Consider the following 19235-nt stretch of genomic DNA (forward strand, 5'->3'; position numbering starts at 1 on the left):
TTAACCCCGAGGGCTAAACCTCGGGTTTTTTTTAATTTAAAAAGTTTTCTCAAATCCGACTACCCATCTGAACTTTAATCTCTTTTCTCCACTTACAGGATGGCTTACATAGATGGGGAAATCAATTCTTATTGCATCAAACCTGATTTCGGAAAACAAATTTGTTATTTGTGAAAGCTCTCCAAACACATCACTTCTTATCCCAAAGCCGAAATCGTATTTTATATCTCTTAAGCTCGCCCTTTGATTCTGACCCCAAAGTTTGCCAGCATCAAAGAAAATTGCCGTTTTGAAAAGAGAACCAATAGCAGGCAAATTCTTAACAAATGGGAAAAGGGTCGGGAAGCTTAACTCAACATTTAATGAATATATCCTATCTTCTGAAATGTTTTGGTCAATATATCCACGCAATCCGGCACCTCCAAACGGTTGAATGTGTTTTCTGAAATCCCCAGGGAAGATTTTGCTTCTATAAAGCGGTTTGTAAAATTGCTCAATTGGCGATGATGTCGCAATGAAAAATTTTGTTTGCGCAGGGATTGAGCCATTACCATATCCAGCAAACAATCTAACTGCAAATCTATAACCCGAAGCGATGTGAAATGTTTGAATAATATCTGAGTGGATTTTTGAATAATTAAAATCGCTCAAAACAGTTGAAGATTCAAGGAAAATAGAAAATCTTGTTTGCCATTTTTCGCCATAATTAAAATAGGTATAGCCAGCGATGATTCTCGTTAATCTTCCAGCATCCCATTTATAAATCTGATCCACATAATCATTTTTCAACGATCTTAAAAGTTGAATTCTGAAGTTAAAACCATGAATTGGTGGAATTGTCAATGTTCGTGAAAATTGTTTTCTAAATTCAAAACTTCCAGAATATCTACCTTCAATTTTGAGTATCTCCATTTCTGCAAATGTGTTTTTGCTAATTTCAAAGGGAATCCTTCTGCTAGCATTGAAGTAAAAATCAAATTCATTTGATCTCGTTCCGTAGAGAACCCAAAATTTATGTGAAATAATATCATCAAGATAAGCCCCATTTGACTTTAACCCTGCTTTGAATCCATCAATTATATTATACCAAATTGAAGGTCTCCATCTTATCCAATAAGCATCAAGAGGAGCGAGCAATTGCGTCAAAGCGATCGTGTTGTCAAAAGAAATTTTTACCTTAGGAAATGGGTATGTGTTGTTTAATCTATTTATGTCTGAAATCCTCAAATCTGGATTTATCTCTGCTGAGATGGGTTTAGAGGGAAGTTCAATTTTTATTTCGTTTTCCCATTCATCATTAAGCCAAATGTCAACAGGAATTTTTATATTTTGGGTTTCACCATTTTTCATTTTTATGGCGATGTCAAGAGGCATAATTGCTCTTCCATATCTTGCGATCTTAATGCTTGTTTCATAAACTTCATTACCATTCTTTTGGATCATTTTTGAATTCATAGATTTTATCCCATAATCGCAAGTGTAAGTTTTGTAAAACCATTGATCAAAAAACCACCTTAAATCTCTACCACTTATTTCCATTGCAAGATTGAAAAAGTCATCTGGATATGGGCGTTTTAATTTCCATCTGTTGTAGTATTCTTTCATTAATTGTGAAAAGATTGAATCCCCAAGGACATATTGTAACATGAATATAACTGAAGCTGTTTTGGGATAGAAAGCTGTTGTCGCAGGATAATTCTCAAGCCAGTAATCTGCATGTGTTAATATCGGCTCTTCATAACCAGTCTTTGCAAGCATTAGATACTGGCGCTGGTTGCTTTCTCTTTCATCGGTTGAAATTCCAATTGAGCGAATATACCATTGCTCGTGATCAAGAAGATTATTCTTTTTCCCATAGTATTCTTCAAAAGCAAGAGTTGTGATAAATGTAGTGAAACCCTCATCCATAAATGCAAACTCTGTTTCGTTGCTATTAATCATCATTGGATACCATTGATGTCCAAGTTCGTGAACTATGACTCCAAATAATCCTCTATAAGGTGAGTTTGTAATGTCGTGCCCAATGAAGACGATTCCTGGATATTCCATTCCACCTCGGACCGCAAAGCTTGACATAACAAACGCATTTGGGTAAAGATATAAACCAAAGTTCTCGCTAAAAAATTTTATGGCATGTAAAGAAAAAGCAACCGCTGAATCTTTCCAGTTCTTTTCATTTTCTTTAAAGTAAAGCGCATGAATCATAACTCCACCATGCGGATGTTTATCATTTTTCCAAAACGCGGCATCCCAAATATATTTCTCGTAAGCACTAAATGCGAAATCACGGACATCTTTAGCTATGAATTTCCAAGTCACATAATTTGTTTTCTCATCCTCTTTTATCTTTCTGTCTGAAAAATCAGCAATGCGATAGATTTTTTCAGGATTATTTCTTGCTTCTTCAAGTTTTTTGAGCACTGAATCAGGTAGAACTTCATCATAGTTTACAAGCTCACCGCTACCAGTGACTATGAAACTTTTAGGGATTTCAATTTCTACCTCAAAATCTCCATAATCATTGTGAAATTCGCCTGTTCCAATATATTGATCTTTATGCCATCCATATTTATCGTAAACGGCGATTTGTGGATACCATTGTGCGATATCAAAACATCTATTGCTTACCCCTGTTCTCATTCCAGGACCTGGTGGTATTTCAGCTTCCCATTCAATTTTAAAGATAGATTTTTCATTTGTTTTTAACGGCTGAGGTAAATTTGCCTCAAGAATAGTATCGTCAATCTTATAATCAAGTGGCGTCTCTTTGTTGTTTAAAACGATTGAAAAATTTTTAAGTAGAACGCCTTTATATTCTTTTTCTTTATTTAGCCGAGCATACATTTTCCTTTTCTCGGCGTATTTCCAACCATGGCTATTCTTTTTGAAGATATTCCAGTATAATCTAAAATAAACCTTATCAATCTGATCTGGAGAATTGTTGGTATAAATCAGTGTTTCCGAACCTATAAGTATTTTTTTATCCGGGTCAAGTCGGACTTTAATTTTGTAATGAACATGTTGTTGCCAGTAGTTTGAGATCTGGGATGGGAAAGATTGATGAAGGGGCAAGAGTGTGAGGAGTATAATTATTAGATTTCTCATTTTTTGTTTCGTTTTTATTTTTACAGACGAAGGTTTAAATAGCGTGTTTCAATTTAAAGTTTTAAGCGCCTAATTTGCAAATTGTGGCGGATTTTTTTATATTTTTTAAAAACTTTAAAACATCCACAGTGGGCTAAAAACCCACTATTTTTTTTGATGATGAATATTGAAGAAATCAAGTCCAAGCTCCACGAAATAATTACGCCAATAGTTGAAAGCTCAGGTGCTTATTTAGTTGATATCAATTTGAAGGGCGTTGGGAAAAAGCTAACTGTAGAGGTACTTGTTGATACCGATGATGGGATTACGATTAAAAAATGTGAGGAGATAAGTAGGAAAATTTCAGACGCTCTTGACTTTCACGATCTTATACCTGGAAGTTATCGCTTGGAGGTATCGTCGCCTGGTGTTGGAAATCCGTTTAAGGTCAAAAGACAATACTTTACAAACATTGGGAGATTCCTCAGAGTTAAGTATATTGATGAGACAACTGGGCAAGTGCGCGAAGTGTTGGGTAAACTTACAACAGCGGGAGACGAAACAATTGAGTTGTTAATTGAAGGAAATTTAATTGTATTAAAATACGGACAAATTATTGAATCTAAAACTGAAATTGTTTGGTAAAATTAAAATCCAGAAGGTGAAATTATGAATCGGGAAGTAGTTGAAGCATTCACACAACTCGCAAAAGAGAAAAAAATTGAAAAGGATAAAATCGCCTTTATACTTGAAGATGTTTTTAAAACGCTCATGAGGAAAAAATACGGTGAGAACGCCGAATTTGACATAATTGTTAATATGGAGCGAGGCGATATTGAAATTTTTCTGATTAAAGATATAGTTGATGTTGTAAGGGATCCAGTAAGGGAAGTGTCGCTTGAAAAGGCAAAAGAATCGGATCCCACACTTGAACTTGGTGAAAAGTTTGCAGAAAGAATTGAAGTAAAAGATTTTGGCTTGAGGTTGATATCTCAAGCAAAGCATTTGTTTATTCAGAGGCTGAGCGAATATGAGCGTGATTCAATTATGAGAGAGTATGAATCATATAAAGGTGAAATTTTGATAGGTGAGGTTTATCAAGTTTATATGGGGAAAGATGGAAAACCTGAATTAGTTCTTTTGATGCATAATAAAAATGAGATGATATTGCCACGAAGCGAGATGATCCCTGATGAGAGATATAGAAAGAACGAAAGTTTAAGAGTTCTCGTTAAGGAAGTCAAACCACCAAGCTTCAAAGATGAAAGAAGAGGTGCTGGTCCACAGATTATAGTTTCAAGAGCTGATCCTCAATTTTTGGTAAAATTATTTGAACTTGAGATACCAGAGGTTTACGATGGTATAGTTATAATAGAAAGCGTAGCCAGGATACCCGGCAAGAAATCAAAGATTGCGGTTGCCTCAACCGATGAAAGAGTAGATCCAGTTGGAGCATGTGTTGGGATGAAAGGAGTCAGAATTCATTCCATAGTTAAGGAGCTTAACAATGAGAACATAGATGTAATTGCATACAGCGCTGATCCAGCAATCTATGTTGCGAGGGCTCTACAACCTGCAAAACCGAAGGGAGTTGAAATTGACCCGAAGGAGAAAAGGGCAATAGTTTATGTGCCACCTGAAGAAGTTGCAACTGCAATTGGAGATGAAGGTATAAATGTCAAACTAGCTTCTATGTTAACTGGATATAACATTGAGGTTATTTCAACTGAAGGAGAAAAGAAAGATGTCCAAAAAATTATTCGTCTGTCTGATTTGAAAGATCAAATTGGAGAGGAAATTTACCAACGCCTTAAGGACGCCGGAATTGAAACAAACAGAGATTATCTTGCTCTATCGGATGAAAACATAAAGTCAATTCTTTCAGGTTTACAGGGAGTTGATGAGAGAAAGATAAAAAGATTGAGAAATATAATAAGAAAAGCTTCAAGATAACCTAAACAAACCGTAAAAGTCATGCCGAAAAGAATATATCAAATAGCGAAGGAGCTCAATATATCAGCCGATGATATAGTTAATTTCCTGCAGAAGCAGGGATTTTCTGAGGTGAAGAACTATTTGTCGCCTGTTGATGAAAAAATGCTTGAGCTGATAAACCGGCACTATAAGCATGAAAGGGAAGTAGCAGAGCGTCAAAAGAAGAAAAGGGCTAAAGAGGAAAGACAACCTAAAGAAATTGAAACCAAACCAGTAGTTGAAGAAGCCAAAACAGTAGAAGTAACAGAAGTCGCTGAAGATAAATCTGTTCAGCCAGTCACAGAGATAGAACCAACCAAGGAAGAAAAGGAAGTTGTTGAAGTACAAGAGCAAGTTCAAATTGAACAAACTGTGGTTGAAGAAATAACACTTGAGGAAGTTGAAGAAAAAATTGGTAAAGAGGAAAAAGAAACAGTTGAATTATCGGAAGCGACAGCTCAAGTTGAGGAAACCGTCATAGCTCAAGATCAATCTAATGTAATTTCACAAGCTCAGGAGGAAGAAAAATCATCAAAAGATGAAGCAATTTTAACTGAACCGGAGCTGAAATCGTCAGAGTCTGAGAGATTGCACAGAAGGGAAGAGATGGTTTATGTTAAGGTTGAGGAAAGGCGAGGACCAAAGGAGAAAAAATTTGATAGAGATAGAGAAAGATCTAGAGAAAGAGATAGAAAAAGAAGAGAAAGAAGGGGTGAAAGGGAACCGAGAAAAATAGAAGGGGTTAGAACGAGACCAGTTAAAGAAGAAGCTGTTGGGGGAATTGTTCATGCTCCTGAAATTGAAACAATAAAGGAAGAAACAAGAAGGAAAAAACAAGCCCGAGAAAAAGAGGAAAAGAAAAAGAAATTTGTTGAAATTGAAGATATTGAAATAAAGAAGCCGGTTAAGAAAACTCGGAAGAGCAGAATTGAAATTAACGAAGAAGAAATTTTGCGAAGAATTGATCAAACACTTGCCGAAATGGAAGATGCAGGTCCAGATATAAGGGAGATAATTAAAAAACGCAAGAAAAAAGAAAGGCAGGAAAAAGAAGAGAAAAAAATAGAACAAATTGAACGAGAGAAGAGGAAAATTAAAGTTGCTGAATTTATCACTGTTAATGAACTTGCGAATTTAATTGGTGTTTCAGCAAGCGAAATAATTAAAAAATGTCTTAACTTGGGGCTTGTTGTTTCAATCAACCAACGCCTTGATTTTGATACAATAACTCTGATTGCAAGTGATTATGGATTTGAGGTTGAAAGAGCTGAAGAATATCTTGAAGATATTATTGCAGAGGAACCCGACAAACCTGAAGATCTTGAGCCAAGACCGCCCGTTGTAACAATAATGGGTCATGTTGATCACGGAAAAACAACGCTTCTTGATTATATCAGACAAAGCAACATAGTGGCAGGTGAAGCGGGTGGTATAACTCAACATATTGGTGCTTATCAAGTGACGCTTCCAAGCGGAAAACAAATCACATTCATTGATACACCTGGACACGAAGCCTTTACAGCTATGCGCGCTCGTGGTGCTCAAGTTACAGATATAGTTGTTCTCGTCGTCGCAGCTGATGATGCAGTGATGCCTCAAACTGTTGAAGCGATCAACCACGCTCTTGCTGCAAATGTTCCGATAATAGTTGCTATAAATAAAATTGATAAGCCAGAAGCAAATCCAGATAAAATAAGACAACAGCTTGCTGAAAGGGGTGTTTTGGTGGAGGACTGGGGAGGTAAATATCAATGCGTTGAAATTTCCGCGAAATATGGGAAAAATGTTGACCTTCTTCTTGAAAAGATTCTGCTTGAAGCTGAATTAATGGAGCTTAAAGCGAATCCAAAGAAAAAAGCTCGTGGCGTCGTAATTGAATCAAAACTTGACAAAGGGCGTGGTCCTGTTGGAACTGTCCTTGTGCAAAATGGAACCTTGAAAATTGGCGATATATTCGTTGCCGGAACTACATTTGGAAGGGTAAGAGCAATGTTTGATGAAAGAGGGAACAGAGTAGAAATAGCAAAGCCATCAACCCCTGTTCAGGTCATAGGTTTTGATCAACTTCCTGAAGCTGGCGATTCATTTGTTGTAGTTGATGATGAAAAAGTAGCGCGTGAAATAGCAAACAAGAGAGCCCAATTGAAACGAGAACAAACATTTAGACAATTGAGAGCTATCTCCTTGAACAAACTATCGGAGCAAATCAAGGAAGGAAAAGTTAAAGAATTGCCAGTTATAATTAAAGCTGATGTAAACGGATCGGTTGAAGCCTTGACTGATTCGTTGATGAAAATTTCAACTCAAGAAGTTAAAGTAAGAATAATTCACAGGGCGGTTGGAGCTATAAGTGAATCCGATGTTTTGCTTGCTCAAGCATCGGGTGCAATTATAATTGGTTTCAATGTCAGACCAACATCCGGAGCTAAAAAGCTTGCGGAAAGCGAGAATGTTGAGATACGACTTTACAATATCATCTACAATGTGATTGAGGATGTTAAGAAAGCTCTTGAAGGAATGCTTGAACCGGAAAAAAGGGAAGAATTTCTTGGAACTGCGGAAGTCAGAGAGACATTCAAAATTTCAAAAGTTGGAACTGTTGCGGGTTGTTTCGTAACTGAGGGTAAAATCTTAAGAAACGCTCGTGCCCGCCTCATAAGAAATGGAATTGTAATTTACGATGGTAAAATAGCATCGCTTAAGCGCTTTAAAGATGATGTCAAAGAAGTTGAAGCCGGACTTGAATGTGGTATCGCTCTTGAAAATTATAACGATATAAAAGTCGGTGATGTCATAGAAGCATATAATATCCTTGAGATCAAAAGAAAGCTTGAAGAGGTGAATAAATCCTAAATTTTTTCAGAACTTAAAGAGGATCGGGAATGAGTAGCATAAGAGTGGAGAGAGTCGCATCATTAATCAAAGAAGAGGTTTCATCAATAATCTCTAAAGTTCTTGAGCATGAGACAGTGGGGTTTTGGACGGTCACAAATGTAAAACTTAGCTCAGATCTAAGATATGCTAAAATCTACATAAGCATCTACGGCGACAAAGTTACGCAACAAAACACGATGAAGAAAATTGAATCGTTAAAAAAAACCATAAGACACCGATTAGGTTCGCGTTTGCATTTAAGGTTTGTACCTGAAATTGAATTTCACCTTGATGATACGCTTGAACATGTTGATAGAATAAATGCTCTCCTGAAACAGATTGAAGATAGAGAAAAGAACAATAAGAAAGGTGATGACGCTGGCACAGAGGATAAAGCAAGGTGAAATAATCCTTGTGAATAAACCTGCTGGATGGACATCTTATAAAGTCGTTGATAAAATAAAAAAGTGGTTTAAGGTAAAAAAAGTAGGGCATGGTGGAACACTTGATCCATTCGCAACCGGCCTGCTCATAATTGCTACTGGAAAAATGACAAAGGAACTTTCAAAGATAATTCAACTTGATAAGGAATATGAAGGCGTTATGGAACTTGGTGCTATAACTAAAAGCTACGATCCAGAAACCGAGATAATAGAAAGAAGAAATCTTGATGGAATAACAGAAGAAAAGATAGTTGAAACGACAAAATGTTTCATCGGGGAGATTGAACAAATTCCACCAATGTATTCCGCAGTTAAGTATAAGGGTGAACCTCTTTACAAGCTCGCAAGGAAAGGCATCAACATAGAAAGGAAGCCCAAAAGGGTGAAAATTTACGATTTTAAGATACTTGAGGTAAATCTTCCAGAAGTTCGCTTTCGCGTGAATTGTTCAAAAGGGACATATGTTAGAACGCTTGTCTATGACTTTGGGGAAAAGCTCGGTTGCGGTGCTTATTTAAAATCGCTCGTTAGGACAAGGATAGGTAATTATAAACTTGAGGATGCACTGACGATTGATCAACTAAAGAAAATCTCAATGCAGGAAACCAATGGAAATAGTTAGAAATATCAACAAAATTGTGAAAGATCCGAAAACAATTGTGACGGTTGGTGTTTTTGACGGAGTTCATGTTGCACATCAGGAAATTTTGAAAAGAATGAGAGAAGAGAAGTTAAAAAATGGAATGAGAACAGTTCTTGTCACATTTGATCCCCATCCACAAGAGGTTCTTCATCCGAGAGAGAAATTTCATATTTTAACGACCATTGAAGAAAGAGTTGAACTTTTGAAGGAATATGATCTTGATATTGTTTTTGTTGTAAATTTTACACCTGAATTTGCAAGCATAACTGCGGAGGAGTTTTGTAAAGATATTATGCTTGGCAAAATTGGATTAAGCAAGGTTATTGTCGGTTACAATCACGCTTTTGGGAAAGATAGGGAAGGAAATCCGGAGAAATTGAAAGAGTTTAGCAAAAAATACGGTTTTGAAGTTGAGTTGATACCACAACTTCTTGTTGAAAATAATCCAGTAAGCAGTTCAAAGATAAGGGCAATTTTAAATCAAGGAGATGTTAAACTGGCTTCAAAATTACTTGGAAGATATTATTTCATAAATGGAATCGTTGTGAAAGGAACTGGGCGTGGCAAAGGACTTGGAATTCCAACTGCAAACATAGAGCCAACATCGCTGAGGAAACTCATTCCTAAAAATGGAGTTTATGTCGTTCGGGTGACGATTGATAGAAAAAATTATTTTGGCGTTATGAACATAGGTTATAGACCGACATTTGAACTTGATAGCCAAAGGGTTATGGAAGTGAATATATTCAACTTTGATGAGGAGATTTATTTTAAGCATATAAAGGTTGAGTTTATAGAAAGATTGAGAGACGAAGTGAAGTTCTCATCTATTGATGAACTCGTCGCGCAAATCCAGAAAGATAAGCAAAGAGCGCTTGAAATAATTGGAAAAGAATTTGTTAGTGTGTAAATTTTATGGGTTTTTATGAACAGTTTTGCGAAGAAAAGTAAAAGGTTAGAGGTAAGTTTTACGCTTTTTCCCCGTCGGATGTAAGTATAATTTGATCTCAAAAATTAAAAACAAAAACAAAAAAGGAATATGCCATTGACAAGCGAGCAGAAGAAAGAGCTTGTGAAAAAATATGGTAAGCATGAAAAAGATACTGGTTCCCCCGAGGTTCAAATTGCAATCTTGACAGCAAGGATTAATCAATTAGCAGAACATTTTGAAAAACATCCAAAAGATAAGCATTCAAGAATGGGCTTGATCAAAATGATCGGAAAAAGAAGACGATTGTTGAAATATCTTGAGGAAACGAACTACGAAAGTTATAAGCGAATCCTTGAGGAACTTGATTTAAGAAAATAAAAAAATCAAAGGCGGTGGTGTTGTTATGAATTATTTTAAGAAAGAAATTGAAATTGGTGGCAAAATTCTTTCGTTTGAAATAGGGAAATATGCGAAGCAAGCAGATGGAGCAGTTATGGTAAGATATGCAGATACGATGGTACTTGCCACTGCGGTTGCGGAAGAGGAGCAAAAGGAAGACATTGATTTCATGCCTCTTTCCGTTGAATATAGGGAAAAAACATCAGCCGCAGGTAAAATTCCAGGTGGATTTGAAAAAAGAGAAGGGAAACCTACGGAAAAAGAAATTCTATCTGCAAGGCTGATTGATAGAGCTTTGAGACCTCTTTTCCCAAAGGAGTTCAGGTGCGAGACGCAAATAACGGTTACGGTTTTTTCATTTGATCTTGAAAATGATCCAGATGTCATCGGTGGAATTGCAAGCTCAACAGCATTGATGATTTCGGACATTCCTTGGAATGGACCAATTGCAGAAGTAAGGGTTGGAAGAATAGATGGACAATTTGTTATAAATCCGACGATCTCGCAGCTTGAAAAAAGCGATCTTGATCTTGTCGTTGCAGGGACAATTGATTCAATTGTGATGGTTGAAGGCGAAGCGAAGGAGATCTCTGAAAAAGATATGGTTGAGGCGATAAAATTTGCTCATGAATACATCAAAAAAATTTGTGAAGTTCAAATTGAGATAGCAAAAGAAATCGGTAAACCGAAGCGGGAACTCGTTAAAGAAGAGATACCTGAAAAAATTATCAATGATGTCAAGGAAATAGCCGAGCCGAAGATCAAGGAACTTAACAGGACACCGATGAAAAAACTTGAGCGTGCTGAGAAAATGGATATGATCGTAAATGAAACTATTGAATTGCTCAAGCAGAGATATTCAACTGAAACGATCTCTGATGAATCTGGGAATGTTGTTCCGCTGATAACATTGTATCCCAAGCTTGAATTTTGGGTGAAGCAAGTGATAGGAGAAATTGAGCGTGTTGATATGAGATATATGGTTCTGCGTGAGGGACGAAGAATTGATGGAAGAGGGCCAAGTGACATAAGACCTGTGACAGCAGAGGTTGGGATTTTACCAAGAACTCACGGTTCAGCTTTGTTCACAAGAGGAGAAACTCAATCGCTTGCGACGGTAACTCTTGGAACAAAGATGGATGAACAATTGATAGATGGATTATTGCCGGAGTATACTAAAAGATTTATGCTTCATTACAATTTTCCACCGTTCTCAGTTGGTGAGGTTGCACCATTTCGTGGACCAAGCAGGAGGGAAATTGGCCACGGAAATCTTGCTGAAAGAGCTCTGAAAAATTTGATACCATCAGAAGAGGAATTTCCATACACGATAAGAGTTGTTTCAGATATTCTTGAATCAAATGGTTCTTCCTCAATGGCGACGGTTTGTTCTGGGACGCTTGCGCTTTTGGATGGTGGAATTCCGCTTAAAAAACATGTTGCCGGGATCGCAATGGGGCTTGTTAAGGAGGGAGATGAAGTTGTTATCTTAACTGATATACTTGGGAATGAGGATAAGCTTGGTGATATGGATTTCAAAGTTGCTGGAACTCGGGATGGGATCACGGCTTTTCAAATGGATATAAAGATAAGTGGGATAAGTTATGAGATTTTTGAGCGTGCCCTTGAACAAGCAAGAGAAGCGAGGATGAAGATACTTGATATACTTGAGCAAACAATTCCAGGGCCTCGTCCTGAAATTTCCCCCCATGCCCCGAGGTTAATAACTACAAGAATTCCAGTTGAGATGATCGGATGGGTGATCGGTCCAGCTGGGAAAAACATTAAAATGATGAAACAAGAATTTGGAGCCGAGGTGTTCATTGAAAATGACGGATTGGTTTGGATAAGTGGGCCAAATAAAGAAGCATGCGAGAAAGCAAAGCAAATGGTTGAACAGCTTGCCGAGGTTCCAGAGGTTGGAAAAGTTTACAAAGGAATCGTTCGTAAAATTGTTGATTTTGGTGCATTTGTTGAGATATTGCCTGGCAAAATTGGATTGCTTCACATTTCCGAGATTGATTACAAGAGAATTGAGAAGGTTTCAGATGTGCTTAAAGTTGGAGATGAAATTGAAGTTCAGATATTAACGATTGATGATATGGGGAGATTTACTTTAAGTAGAAAATCTTTGCTTCCGAAATCGGAACAGAAAACACAACAAAGACCATCTCAAACTACGCAATCGGAGCAAACTCAATCAAATTCATCTAACAGAACCAGAAGATAAATCTGTGGGTTTGTTTCAAACCCACAGGTTTTTCTTTTCAAATTTAATTCCTCTATTCATACCTTCTGTTTACCATTCTGAACCAAATGTTAGGGGTTGCGCTTTGACTGTTAAAAAGATGTCAAATTGTTTTTTATTGTGGGAATTTTTATATTTTTCTGCTGCATTTTGACTTTGAGCAAAAATTTCTAAAACTTTGCGACGATCTTTTGCCGAGCGCAATTAGTTTCATTTTTTAACAGATTCTGCAAAGTTTAATTAAAAATTAAAGTCAATGGATGAATGCAAAACTCAATTTTTGATCTCAAAGTTATTGCAACGAAGATCAGGATTGACATAATCAAAATGCTAAACAAGGCTGGATCAGGTCATGCTGGCGGTTCACTTTCTTGTGTTGAAATTCTCGTTGCGCTATTTTGGGAGAAAATAAAAAGAACACCTGAAAACGCACTTGATCCTGACAGAGATCGTTTCATATTGTCAAAAGGACATGGGGTTCCAGCTCTTTATGCTGTTTTAGCGCATAGGGGAATCATACCTTATGATGAACTTTTCACATTGAGAAAAATAAACTCACGACTTCAAGGTCATCCATCACGAGTTGACCTTCCATATGTGGAAGCTTCTACTGGTTCACTTGGACAAGGTTTATCAATTGCACAGGGGATAGCGCTCGCTGGAAAAATTGATGGGAAAAATTATCGCGTCTACTGTCTCCTTGGTGACGGCGAAATGCAGGAAGGTCAGGTATGGGAGGCGATAATGTCAGCTCCAAAATTTAAGCTTGACAATCTTTGTGCAATCGTTGATTACAATAAAGGTCAAATTGATGGTTATGTTAAAGATGTAATGGATATTGAACCTCTTGCTGATAAATTGAAAGCATTTAATTGGAATGTAATTGAGATTGATGGACACGATTTTGAGCAGATTTTGTTTGCACTTAATGAAGCTGAACTTGTGAAGGGTAAACCGACTTTCATAATTGCGCATACGATCAAAGGAAAAGGAGTTTCATTTATGGAAGATAACCACGAGTGGCATGGCAAAGCTCCAAATGATGAAGAAACTAAGCTTGCCCTTGCAGAGCTTGAGCAACAATTGAACGAACTTTTATCACAAAAAGTGGAGGTGAAATAATGCCAGCTAAAGCAACGCGTCTTTCTTTTGGTGAAGCACTTGAAGAACTCGGTGAAAAAAACCATGATATAGTAGTCCTTGACGCAGATCTTTCAAAATCAACTATGTCAATTAAATTTGCGAAGAAATTCCCTCATAGATTTTTTGAAATGGGAATCGCAGAGCAAAACATGATTGGGACGGCAGCAGGACTTGCGTTGGCTGGAAAAATTCCATTCGCATGTAGTTTTGCTTGTTTTTTGATTGGAAGATATGAAACAATTAGAGTATCAGTAGCATATAACAATGCAAATGTTAAACTTGTCGGAACTCACGCTGGTATCGGGATAGGGGAAGATGGATATAGCCAAATGGGACTTGAAGATATCGCTCTTATGAGAGCTCTACCGAATGTCGTTGTTGTTCAACCAGCAGACGATATTGAAACAAAACAAGCAGTAGAATATATTGCGTCATACAAAGGACCAGTGTTTTTGCGTTTGACAAGACAACCGCTTGAAGAAATTAATCCATCTAACTATAAATTTCAATTTGGAAAAGGTGTGGTTCTAAAAGACGGAAAAGATGTAACTATTTTTGCAACTGGTGGAGTTGTTTTTAATTCTTTGCTCGCAGCTGAAGAACTTGAAAAAGAAGGAATAAGCGCAAGAGTTGTAAATATACACACGATTAAACCGATAGATGAAGAACTTGTAATAAAGTGTGCAATTGAAACTGGAAAAATAGTCACTGTTGAAGATCACAGCATCTTTGGCGGACTCGGTTCAGCAGTGATGGAAGTCTTGAGTGAAAATTATCCAGTCAAGGTGAAAAGAATTGGGATGAGAAAGTTTGGGGAGTCCGGGAGCCCGAAAGAACTTTATGAAAAATACGGACTTGATCCTAAAGGGATTGCGAAAGTAGTTAGGGAATTTTTGAAATAATTTCGTTTTTAAAGAATATGAAAGATTTTTTGAAAGATCTTAACAATCAGCAAAGAGAAGCTGTAAAGTGGGTAAACGGACCTATTTTGATACTAGCTGGACCGGGGAGCGGAAAAACGAGAGTTTTAACTTACAAGATTGCATATCTTTTATCGCTCGGCGTTAGACCTTGGGAAATACTTGCCTTGACATTTACGAACAAGGCAGCTAACGAGATGAAAGAACGTGCAGTTAAACTTGTTGGAGATGTTGCTAAAAATGTCACGATTGGGACTTTTCATTCCGTGTTTGCGAAAATTTTAAGATATGAAGCTGAGAAACTTGGTTATACTAAAGGTTTTACAATCTACGATCAGGACGATAGTTTGAGCTTAATAAAAAGCGTGATCAAAGAACTTAACTTTTCAGAGGACAGCATAAATCCATCGGTTGCTCAAGCGAAAATAAGTAATATAAAAAACGCCCTAATTTCCCCAGAACTTTTCTTAACACTTGCAGAAAACCAATTTGATGTTAAAATTGGTCAAATTTACAAATCTTATCAATCTTCTCTCTTCCAGAGGAACGCGATGGATTTTGATGACCTTTTGATCAAATCAATTGAACTTTTTGAGAGATATCCAGATGTGCTTGAAAAATACCAGACGAAGTTTAAGTATATACTCGTTGATGAATATCAAGACACAAATCGCGTTCAATATATCTTGTTGAAGATGCTTTCTGCGAAACATAGAAACTTGTGTGTCATTGGAGATGATGCTCAAAGTATTTATTCGTGGCGTGGTGCTGAAATAAGAAACATACTTGATTTCAAGTCAGATTTCCCAGATTGCAAGATCTTCAAACTTGAGCAAAACTATCGTTCAACTAAGAAAATTCTTAGAGCAGCGGATTCCGTTATAAAAAACAACACTGAACAAATACTTAAAAACCTGTGGACTGAAAACAGCGAAGGTGAGCCAATAGTTGTGCTTGAGTGCAAGGACGACCGAGATGAAGCAGAAAAGGTCGTTTATTTTATCAAGGAAGAAATTCGCAAAAATAAGTATAATCTTCGTGATTTCGTAATTCTCTATAGAACAAACGCACAATCAAGATCATTTGAAGATGAACTGCGTCGCCAGGGTTTTCCATATACGATCGTTGGTAGCGTTGCTTTCTATAAAAGAAAGGAAGTTAAAGATTTGCTCGCCTATCTCAAAGTTATTGTTAATCCAAGAGATGATGAAAGTTTGTTAAGAATAATAAACTTTCCAAACCGTGGTATTGGTGAGGTCACTATAGAACGGATTAAATCTTTCGCAAGCGCAAAGGGGATATCACTTTTTGAAGCAATGTGCCGGGCATATGCGATCCCAGGGCTTACCGATAGGGCGAGGAAAAGTATACATAATTTTTGTGATTTGATCGGTAAATACATTGATTTGAAAAATAAAATAAGTGCAAGTGAACTTGTTAGAGCCCTCGTTGATGATATCGGCCTTATCAGATATTATAAACAAGAAGGAACGCCGGAATCTCAACAAAGAATTGAAAACATAGAAGAGCTTTTATCTGCGATAACCGAATTTTCAATTCAAAATCCAGATGATGGGGCGATTGAAAGGTTTCTTGAGGAAGTTTCCTTGATAGCTGACATTGATACATGGGAAAATAAAAGAGATGCGATAACTTTGATGACGCTTCATAGTGCAAAAGGACTTGAATTCCCAGTCGTTTTTATCACAGGACTTGAAGAGGGACTTTTCCCAATTGCAAGCTCTTTTTATAATACGAAAGAACTTGAGGAAGAAAGACGGCTTTTCTATGTTGGAATAACACGAGCGATGAAAAAACTTTATTTTTCATATGCGAAAAGAAGAATGAGGGCTGGAAATATATTTGAATCAAAAAGATCAAGATTCCTTGACGAGGTTCCTGAAGACCTTGTTGTATATCATCACTCAAAGAGCGAGCGAAAGGAAAGGTATTATGAGAGCAAAGCAAACAATCTTAAAACATCAATTCCAAATCTTGTCCCAGGATTGCTCGTTGAGCATGAAATTTTCGGAATCGGTGTTGTAAGAGAGGTATCTGGATATGCAGACAATACTCGCGTTGTTGTTGATTTCCACAACTTCGGGCGAAAGCTTTTGCTTTTGAAATATGCAAATTTGAAAATTGTAAGTTTTTAAAAATTAACATTTGAAAGATGAGACTTGGCGAAGAGATAAAACTTCCAACTCTCGGGGGAACAAACTCAACGAAGCTTTTATGCTCCAAGATTGAAATAAAGGAAGGATCAAATGTTTTAATTGCAAGTGTAAACTTAAGGGATAGCGTTGTATACATCGCGAAAAATTTCAAGTGCAATGTCTATGGCATACATGAATTGCCTTATATTGTCGTGTCTGCGAAAAGCGAAGTAGCAAACGCTGGGCTTGAAGAGTTCGTGAAGATCAAACTTATGAGCCCGGTTTCACTTGATTTCAAGAATGAAACTTTTGACCTGATAATATCAGAAGGAATTTTGAGTCAATATAAAAAAAGCAAGATTTTGAAAGAATTTAGTAGGGTCTTAAAAAGTGAATCCTTCATCGGGATAGCTGATTTTTATTGGAAGAAAACACCAGTGCCAACTTATGTGCAAGATGCTTGGTATGTTGAAGGTGGTGCTATTGAGACGCTTGAGGAAAAATTAAAAATTTTGAAAGATTATGGATTTGAACCTGTATTCGTTGAGGATATCAGCAACGAACTTGTAAAATATTATTCAAAATTTAGAAGCATAATCAAAACCTCGCTGAAGGAGAGAAAATTTACCAAAGACGAATTCAAGGATGTCAAGAAGTTCAAGCATGAAGTTAGTGTTTTCCTGGATCAAGGCGGGGACAAATGGATGGGATATGTTGCTATAGTCGCGAAAAAGTGGAAAAACCTTTGATTATTCGGGCTCTTTAAGTAAATTTTAGGCAAATAAATCGCAAATTATATGCCAGTGTTAAATTTACATAAATTGAACATTGAATTAAATTGTCATTACGGCGAAACAATTTTTGATGTCGCTATTAGAAATTCAGTTCCACTTGCTGAATCATGCGGAGGCAGTAAAATTTGTGGGCACTGTCGTGTTGTTGTAATTCAAGGAGCTGAAAATTTATCAAAGCCAGATTCTGAAGAAGCCAAATTGATGCAAGAGAAAAAATTCCTTGATAATGAACGCCTCGCATGTTCAGCGAAAATTTATGGCGATGTTAAAATCACAACATCTTACTGGTGATGAGCAAAATAACTCTTGCGGTTGGTAAAGGCTTTTCCGGTGAAATTTTTAGATATGAAATTGATAGTGAATTTAATGTCGGTGAGATGATTAAGAAATTCGTTAATGATATTTACCACGGTGGTAGAGATGTAAAGGATTTTGTGCTTTTTAATTTGTCTCAAGGTTTTGAATATAAAACCGATGAAACATTTGCAGGCACAGGAACAAAAAACGGAGATATAGTTTTGTTAATTGATTTACGAGAAAGTTAAAACAAAATTCCGATGGTAGATGAGATTTAAAAAGCATATCTTCATCTGCACAAACACTCGTCCGCCTGATCATCCTCGGGGATCATGCGGTAGAAAGGGAGCAGAGGATTTGTTAAACAAGTTCAGAAAAAAAGTCGCAGAGATCGGTTTAAATAAATATGTTCGCGTTAATTCCGCAGGTTGTCTTGATGCCTGTGAATACGGACCGAGCTTGGTAATTTATCCAGAGGCAATTTGGTATGGCAGAGTTAATGAAAACGATATAGATAAAATTGTAAATGAGCACTTGTTGGAAGGAAAAGTGATTGAGGAACTTTTGATTTATGATGAAAAATTTAAGCCGGAACTAATGAAGGTCTCAAAGATTGAACCGTTGAAAGATATCCAAGAACAATCTGGGGAATAAAATATGGCGGTTAAATCTCAATTTGCAAAGGAAACAACACAAGACAAGAAGAAAAGGGTTCGTAAGATCATAAATGTCTTGAAAAAACTTTATCCAGATGCGAAAACTCATCTTAGGTTTTCCAATCCGCTTGAACTTCTCGTTGCGACTATACTTGCAGCGCAGTGCACAGATGAGAGAGTTAACAAGGTCACAGAATATCTTTTCAAAAAATATCGCACCGCCCATGATTATGCCGACGCAGATCTCAAAGTTCTTGAACAAGAGATAAAACCGACAGGATTTTACAGAAATAAAGCAAAAGCGATCAAAAATTGTTGTAAGGTCCTTGTTGAAAAATATGATGGTCGTGTCCCAGATACGCTTGAAGAACTTGTTGATCTACCTGGTGTTGGCAGGAAAACGGCAAATGCTGTTCTTGCGAACGCCTTCGGAAAACAAGGAATAATAGTTGATACACATCTTAAAAGAGTCACCACACGACTTGGGCTTGTAAAGAGCAAGGATCCAGATAAAATTGAGTTTGAACTTATGGAAATAGTCCCGAAAAATAGTTGGACTCTTTTTTCCAACATAATTGGTGAGCATGGAAGATATGTTTGCGAGGCAAGAAAGCCAAAGTGTTCCATCTGTAAAATTAGCAAGCTTTGTCCATCGGCAAAGGTGTGAATTTAT

General features: G+C 36.9%; 17 protein-coding genes. 16 read left to right on the top strand and 1 reads right to left on the bottom strand.

Going from position 1 to position 19235, the window contains the following annotated elements; all coding sequences use genetic code 11:
• Positions 1-36 precede the first annotated feature (36 nt).
• Positions 37-3105, bottom strand: a complete 3069-nt coding sequence (locus tag NZ923_05000; GenBank protein MCS7229374.1) for a M1 family aminopeptidase — start codon at positions 3103-3105, stop codon at positions 37-39.
• Between the two features lie 156 nt (positions 3106-3261).
• Between NZ923_05000 and NZ923_05005 the strand changes: the two genes are divergently transcribed.
• The 16 genes from NZ923_05005 to nth all read left to right on the top strand — a co-directional run bounded on the left by NZ923_05005 (position 3262) and on the right by nth (position 19229).
• Positions 3262-3729, top strand: a complete 468-nt coding sequence (locus NZ923_05005) for a ribosome maturation factor RimP (GenBank protein MCS7229375.1) — start codon at positions 3262-3264, stop codon at positions 3727-3729.
• Positions 3730-3753: 24 nt separating this feature from the next.
• On the top strand, positions 3754-5037 hold the full coding sequence (nusA, locus tag NZ923_05010; GenBank protein MCS7229376.1) for a transcription termination factor NusA: 1284 nt from the start codon (positions 3754-3756) through the stop codon (positions 5035-5037).
• A gap of 21 nt (positions 5038-5058) precedes the next feature.
• Positions 5059-7911 (top strand): translation initiation factor IF-2, encoded by a 2853-nt coding sequence (gene infB, locus NZ923_05015; GenBank protein MCS7229377.1) that lies wholly within the window; start codon positions 5059-5061, stop codon positions 7909-7911.
• Positions 7912-7940: 29 nt separating this feature from the next.
• A complete protein-coding gene (gene rbfA, locus NZ923_05020; protein MCS7229378.1) occupies positions 7941-8336 on the top strand; it encodes a 30S ribosome-binding factor RbfA in 396 nt (131 codons plus the stop codon).
• Positions 8305-8997 carry a tRNA pseudouridine(55) synthase TruB gene (gene truB / locus NZ923_05025; protein ID MCS7229379.1) on the top strand — a complete coding sequence of 231 codons (693 nt, stop codon included), beginning with the start codon at positions 8305-8307 and terminating at the stop codon, positions 8995-8997. Before rbfA ends, truB begins: the two co-directional genes overlap by 32 nt.
• Positions 8984-9928, top strand: coding sequence for a bifunctional riboflavin kinase/FAD synthetase (locus NZ923_05030; GenBank protein ID MCS7229380.1), 945 nt, complete (start codon positions 8984-8986; stop codon positions 9926-9928). The genes truB and NZ923_05030 overlap by 14 nt, the downstream gene beginning before the upstream one ends.
• Positions 9929-10057: 129 nt before the next feature.
• Positions 10058-10327, top strand: a complete 270-nt coding sequence (gene rpsO, locus NZ923_05035) for a 30S ribosomal protein S15 (GenBank protein MCS7229381.1) — start codon at positions 10058-10060, stop codon at positions 10325-10327.
• 25 nt (positions 10328-10352) lie between these two features.
• On the top strand, positions 10353-12578 hold the full coding sequence (locus NZ923_05040) for a polyribonucleotide nucleotidyltransferase (GenBank protein MCS7229382.1): 2226 nt from the start codon (positions 10353-10355) through the stop codon (positions 12576-12578).
• Between the two features lie 282 nt (positions 12579-12860).
• Complete coding sequence (locus NZ923_05045; GenBank protein MCS7229383.1) at positions 12861-13718, top strand: transketolase; 858 nt, start codon at positions 12861-12863, stop codon at positions 13716-13718.
• Positions 13718-14641 (top strand): transketolase family protein, encoded by a 924-nt coding sequence (locus NZ923_05050; protein ID MCS7229384.1) that lies wholly within the window; start codon positions 13718-13720, stop codon positions 14639-14641. The genes NZ923_05045 and NZ923_05050 overlap by 1 nt, the downstream gene beginning before the upstream one ends.
• 17 nt (positions 14642-14658) lie before the next feature.
• The gene (locus tag NZ923_05055) at positions 14659-16815 is read left to right on the top strand and encodes a UvrD-helicase domain-containing protein (protein MCS7229385.1); all 2157 of its coding nucleotides are present in this window, start codon (positions 14659-14661) and stop codon (positions 16813-16815) included.
• 17 nt (positions 16816-16832) lie between these two features.
• Positions 16833-17564, top strand: a complete 732-nt coding sequence (locus tag NZ923_05060) for a methyltransferase domain-containing protein (protein MCS7229386.1) — start codon at positions 16833-16835, stop codon at positions 17562-17564.
• Positions 17565-17612: 48 nt separating this feature from the next.
• Complete coding sequence (locus NZ923_05065; protein MCS7229387.1) at positions 17613-17900, top strand: (2Fe-2S)-binding protein; 288 nt, start codon at positions 17613-17615, stop codon at positions 17898-17900.
• Positions 17900-18154, top strand: coding sequence for a hypothetical protein (locus NZ923_05070; protein MCS7229388.1), 255 nt, complete (start codon positions 17900-17902; stop codon positions 18152-18154). Before NZ923_05065 ends, NZ923_05070 begins: the two co-directional genes overlap by 1 nt.
• A gap of 19 nt (positions 18155-18173) precedes the next feature.
• The gene (locus NZ923_05075; protein MCS7229389.1) at positions 18174-18560 is read left to right on the top strand and encodes a (2Fe-2S) ferredoxin domain-containing protein; all 387 of its coding nucleotides are present in this window, start codon (positions 18174-18176) and stop codon (positions 18558-18560) included.
• 3 nt (positions 18561-18563) lie between these two features.
• Entirely contained in the window at positions 18564-19229 is a 666-nt protein-coding gene (gene nth / locus NZ923_05080) for an endonuclease III (GenBank protein ID MCS7229390.1), read from the top strand.
• Positions 19230-19235: the final 6 nt, after the last annotated feature.

The sequence above is a fragment of the Candidatus Kryptonium sp. genome (assembly GCA_025060635.1).
Lineage (GTDB): Bacteria > Bacteroidota > Ignavibacteria > Kryptoniales > Kryptoniaceae > Kryptonium.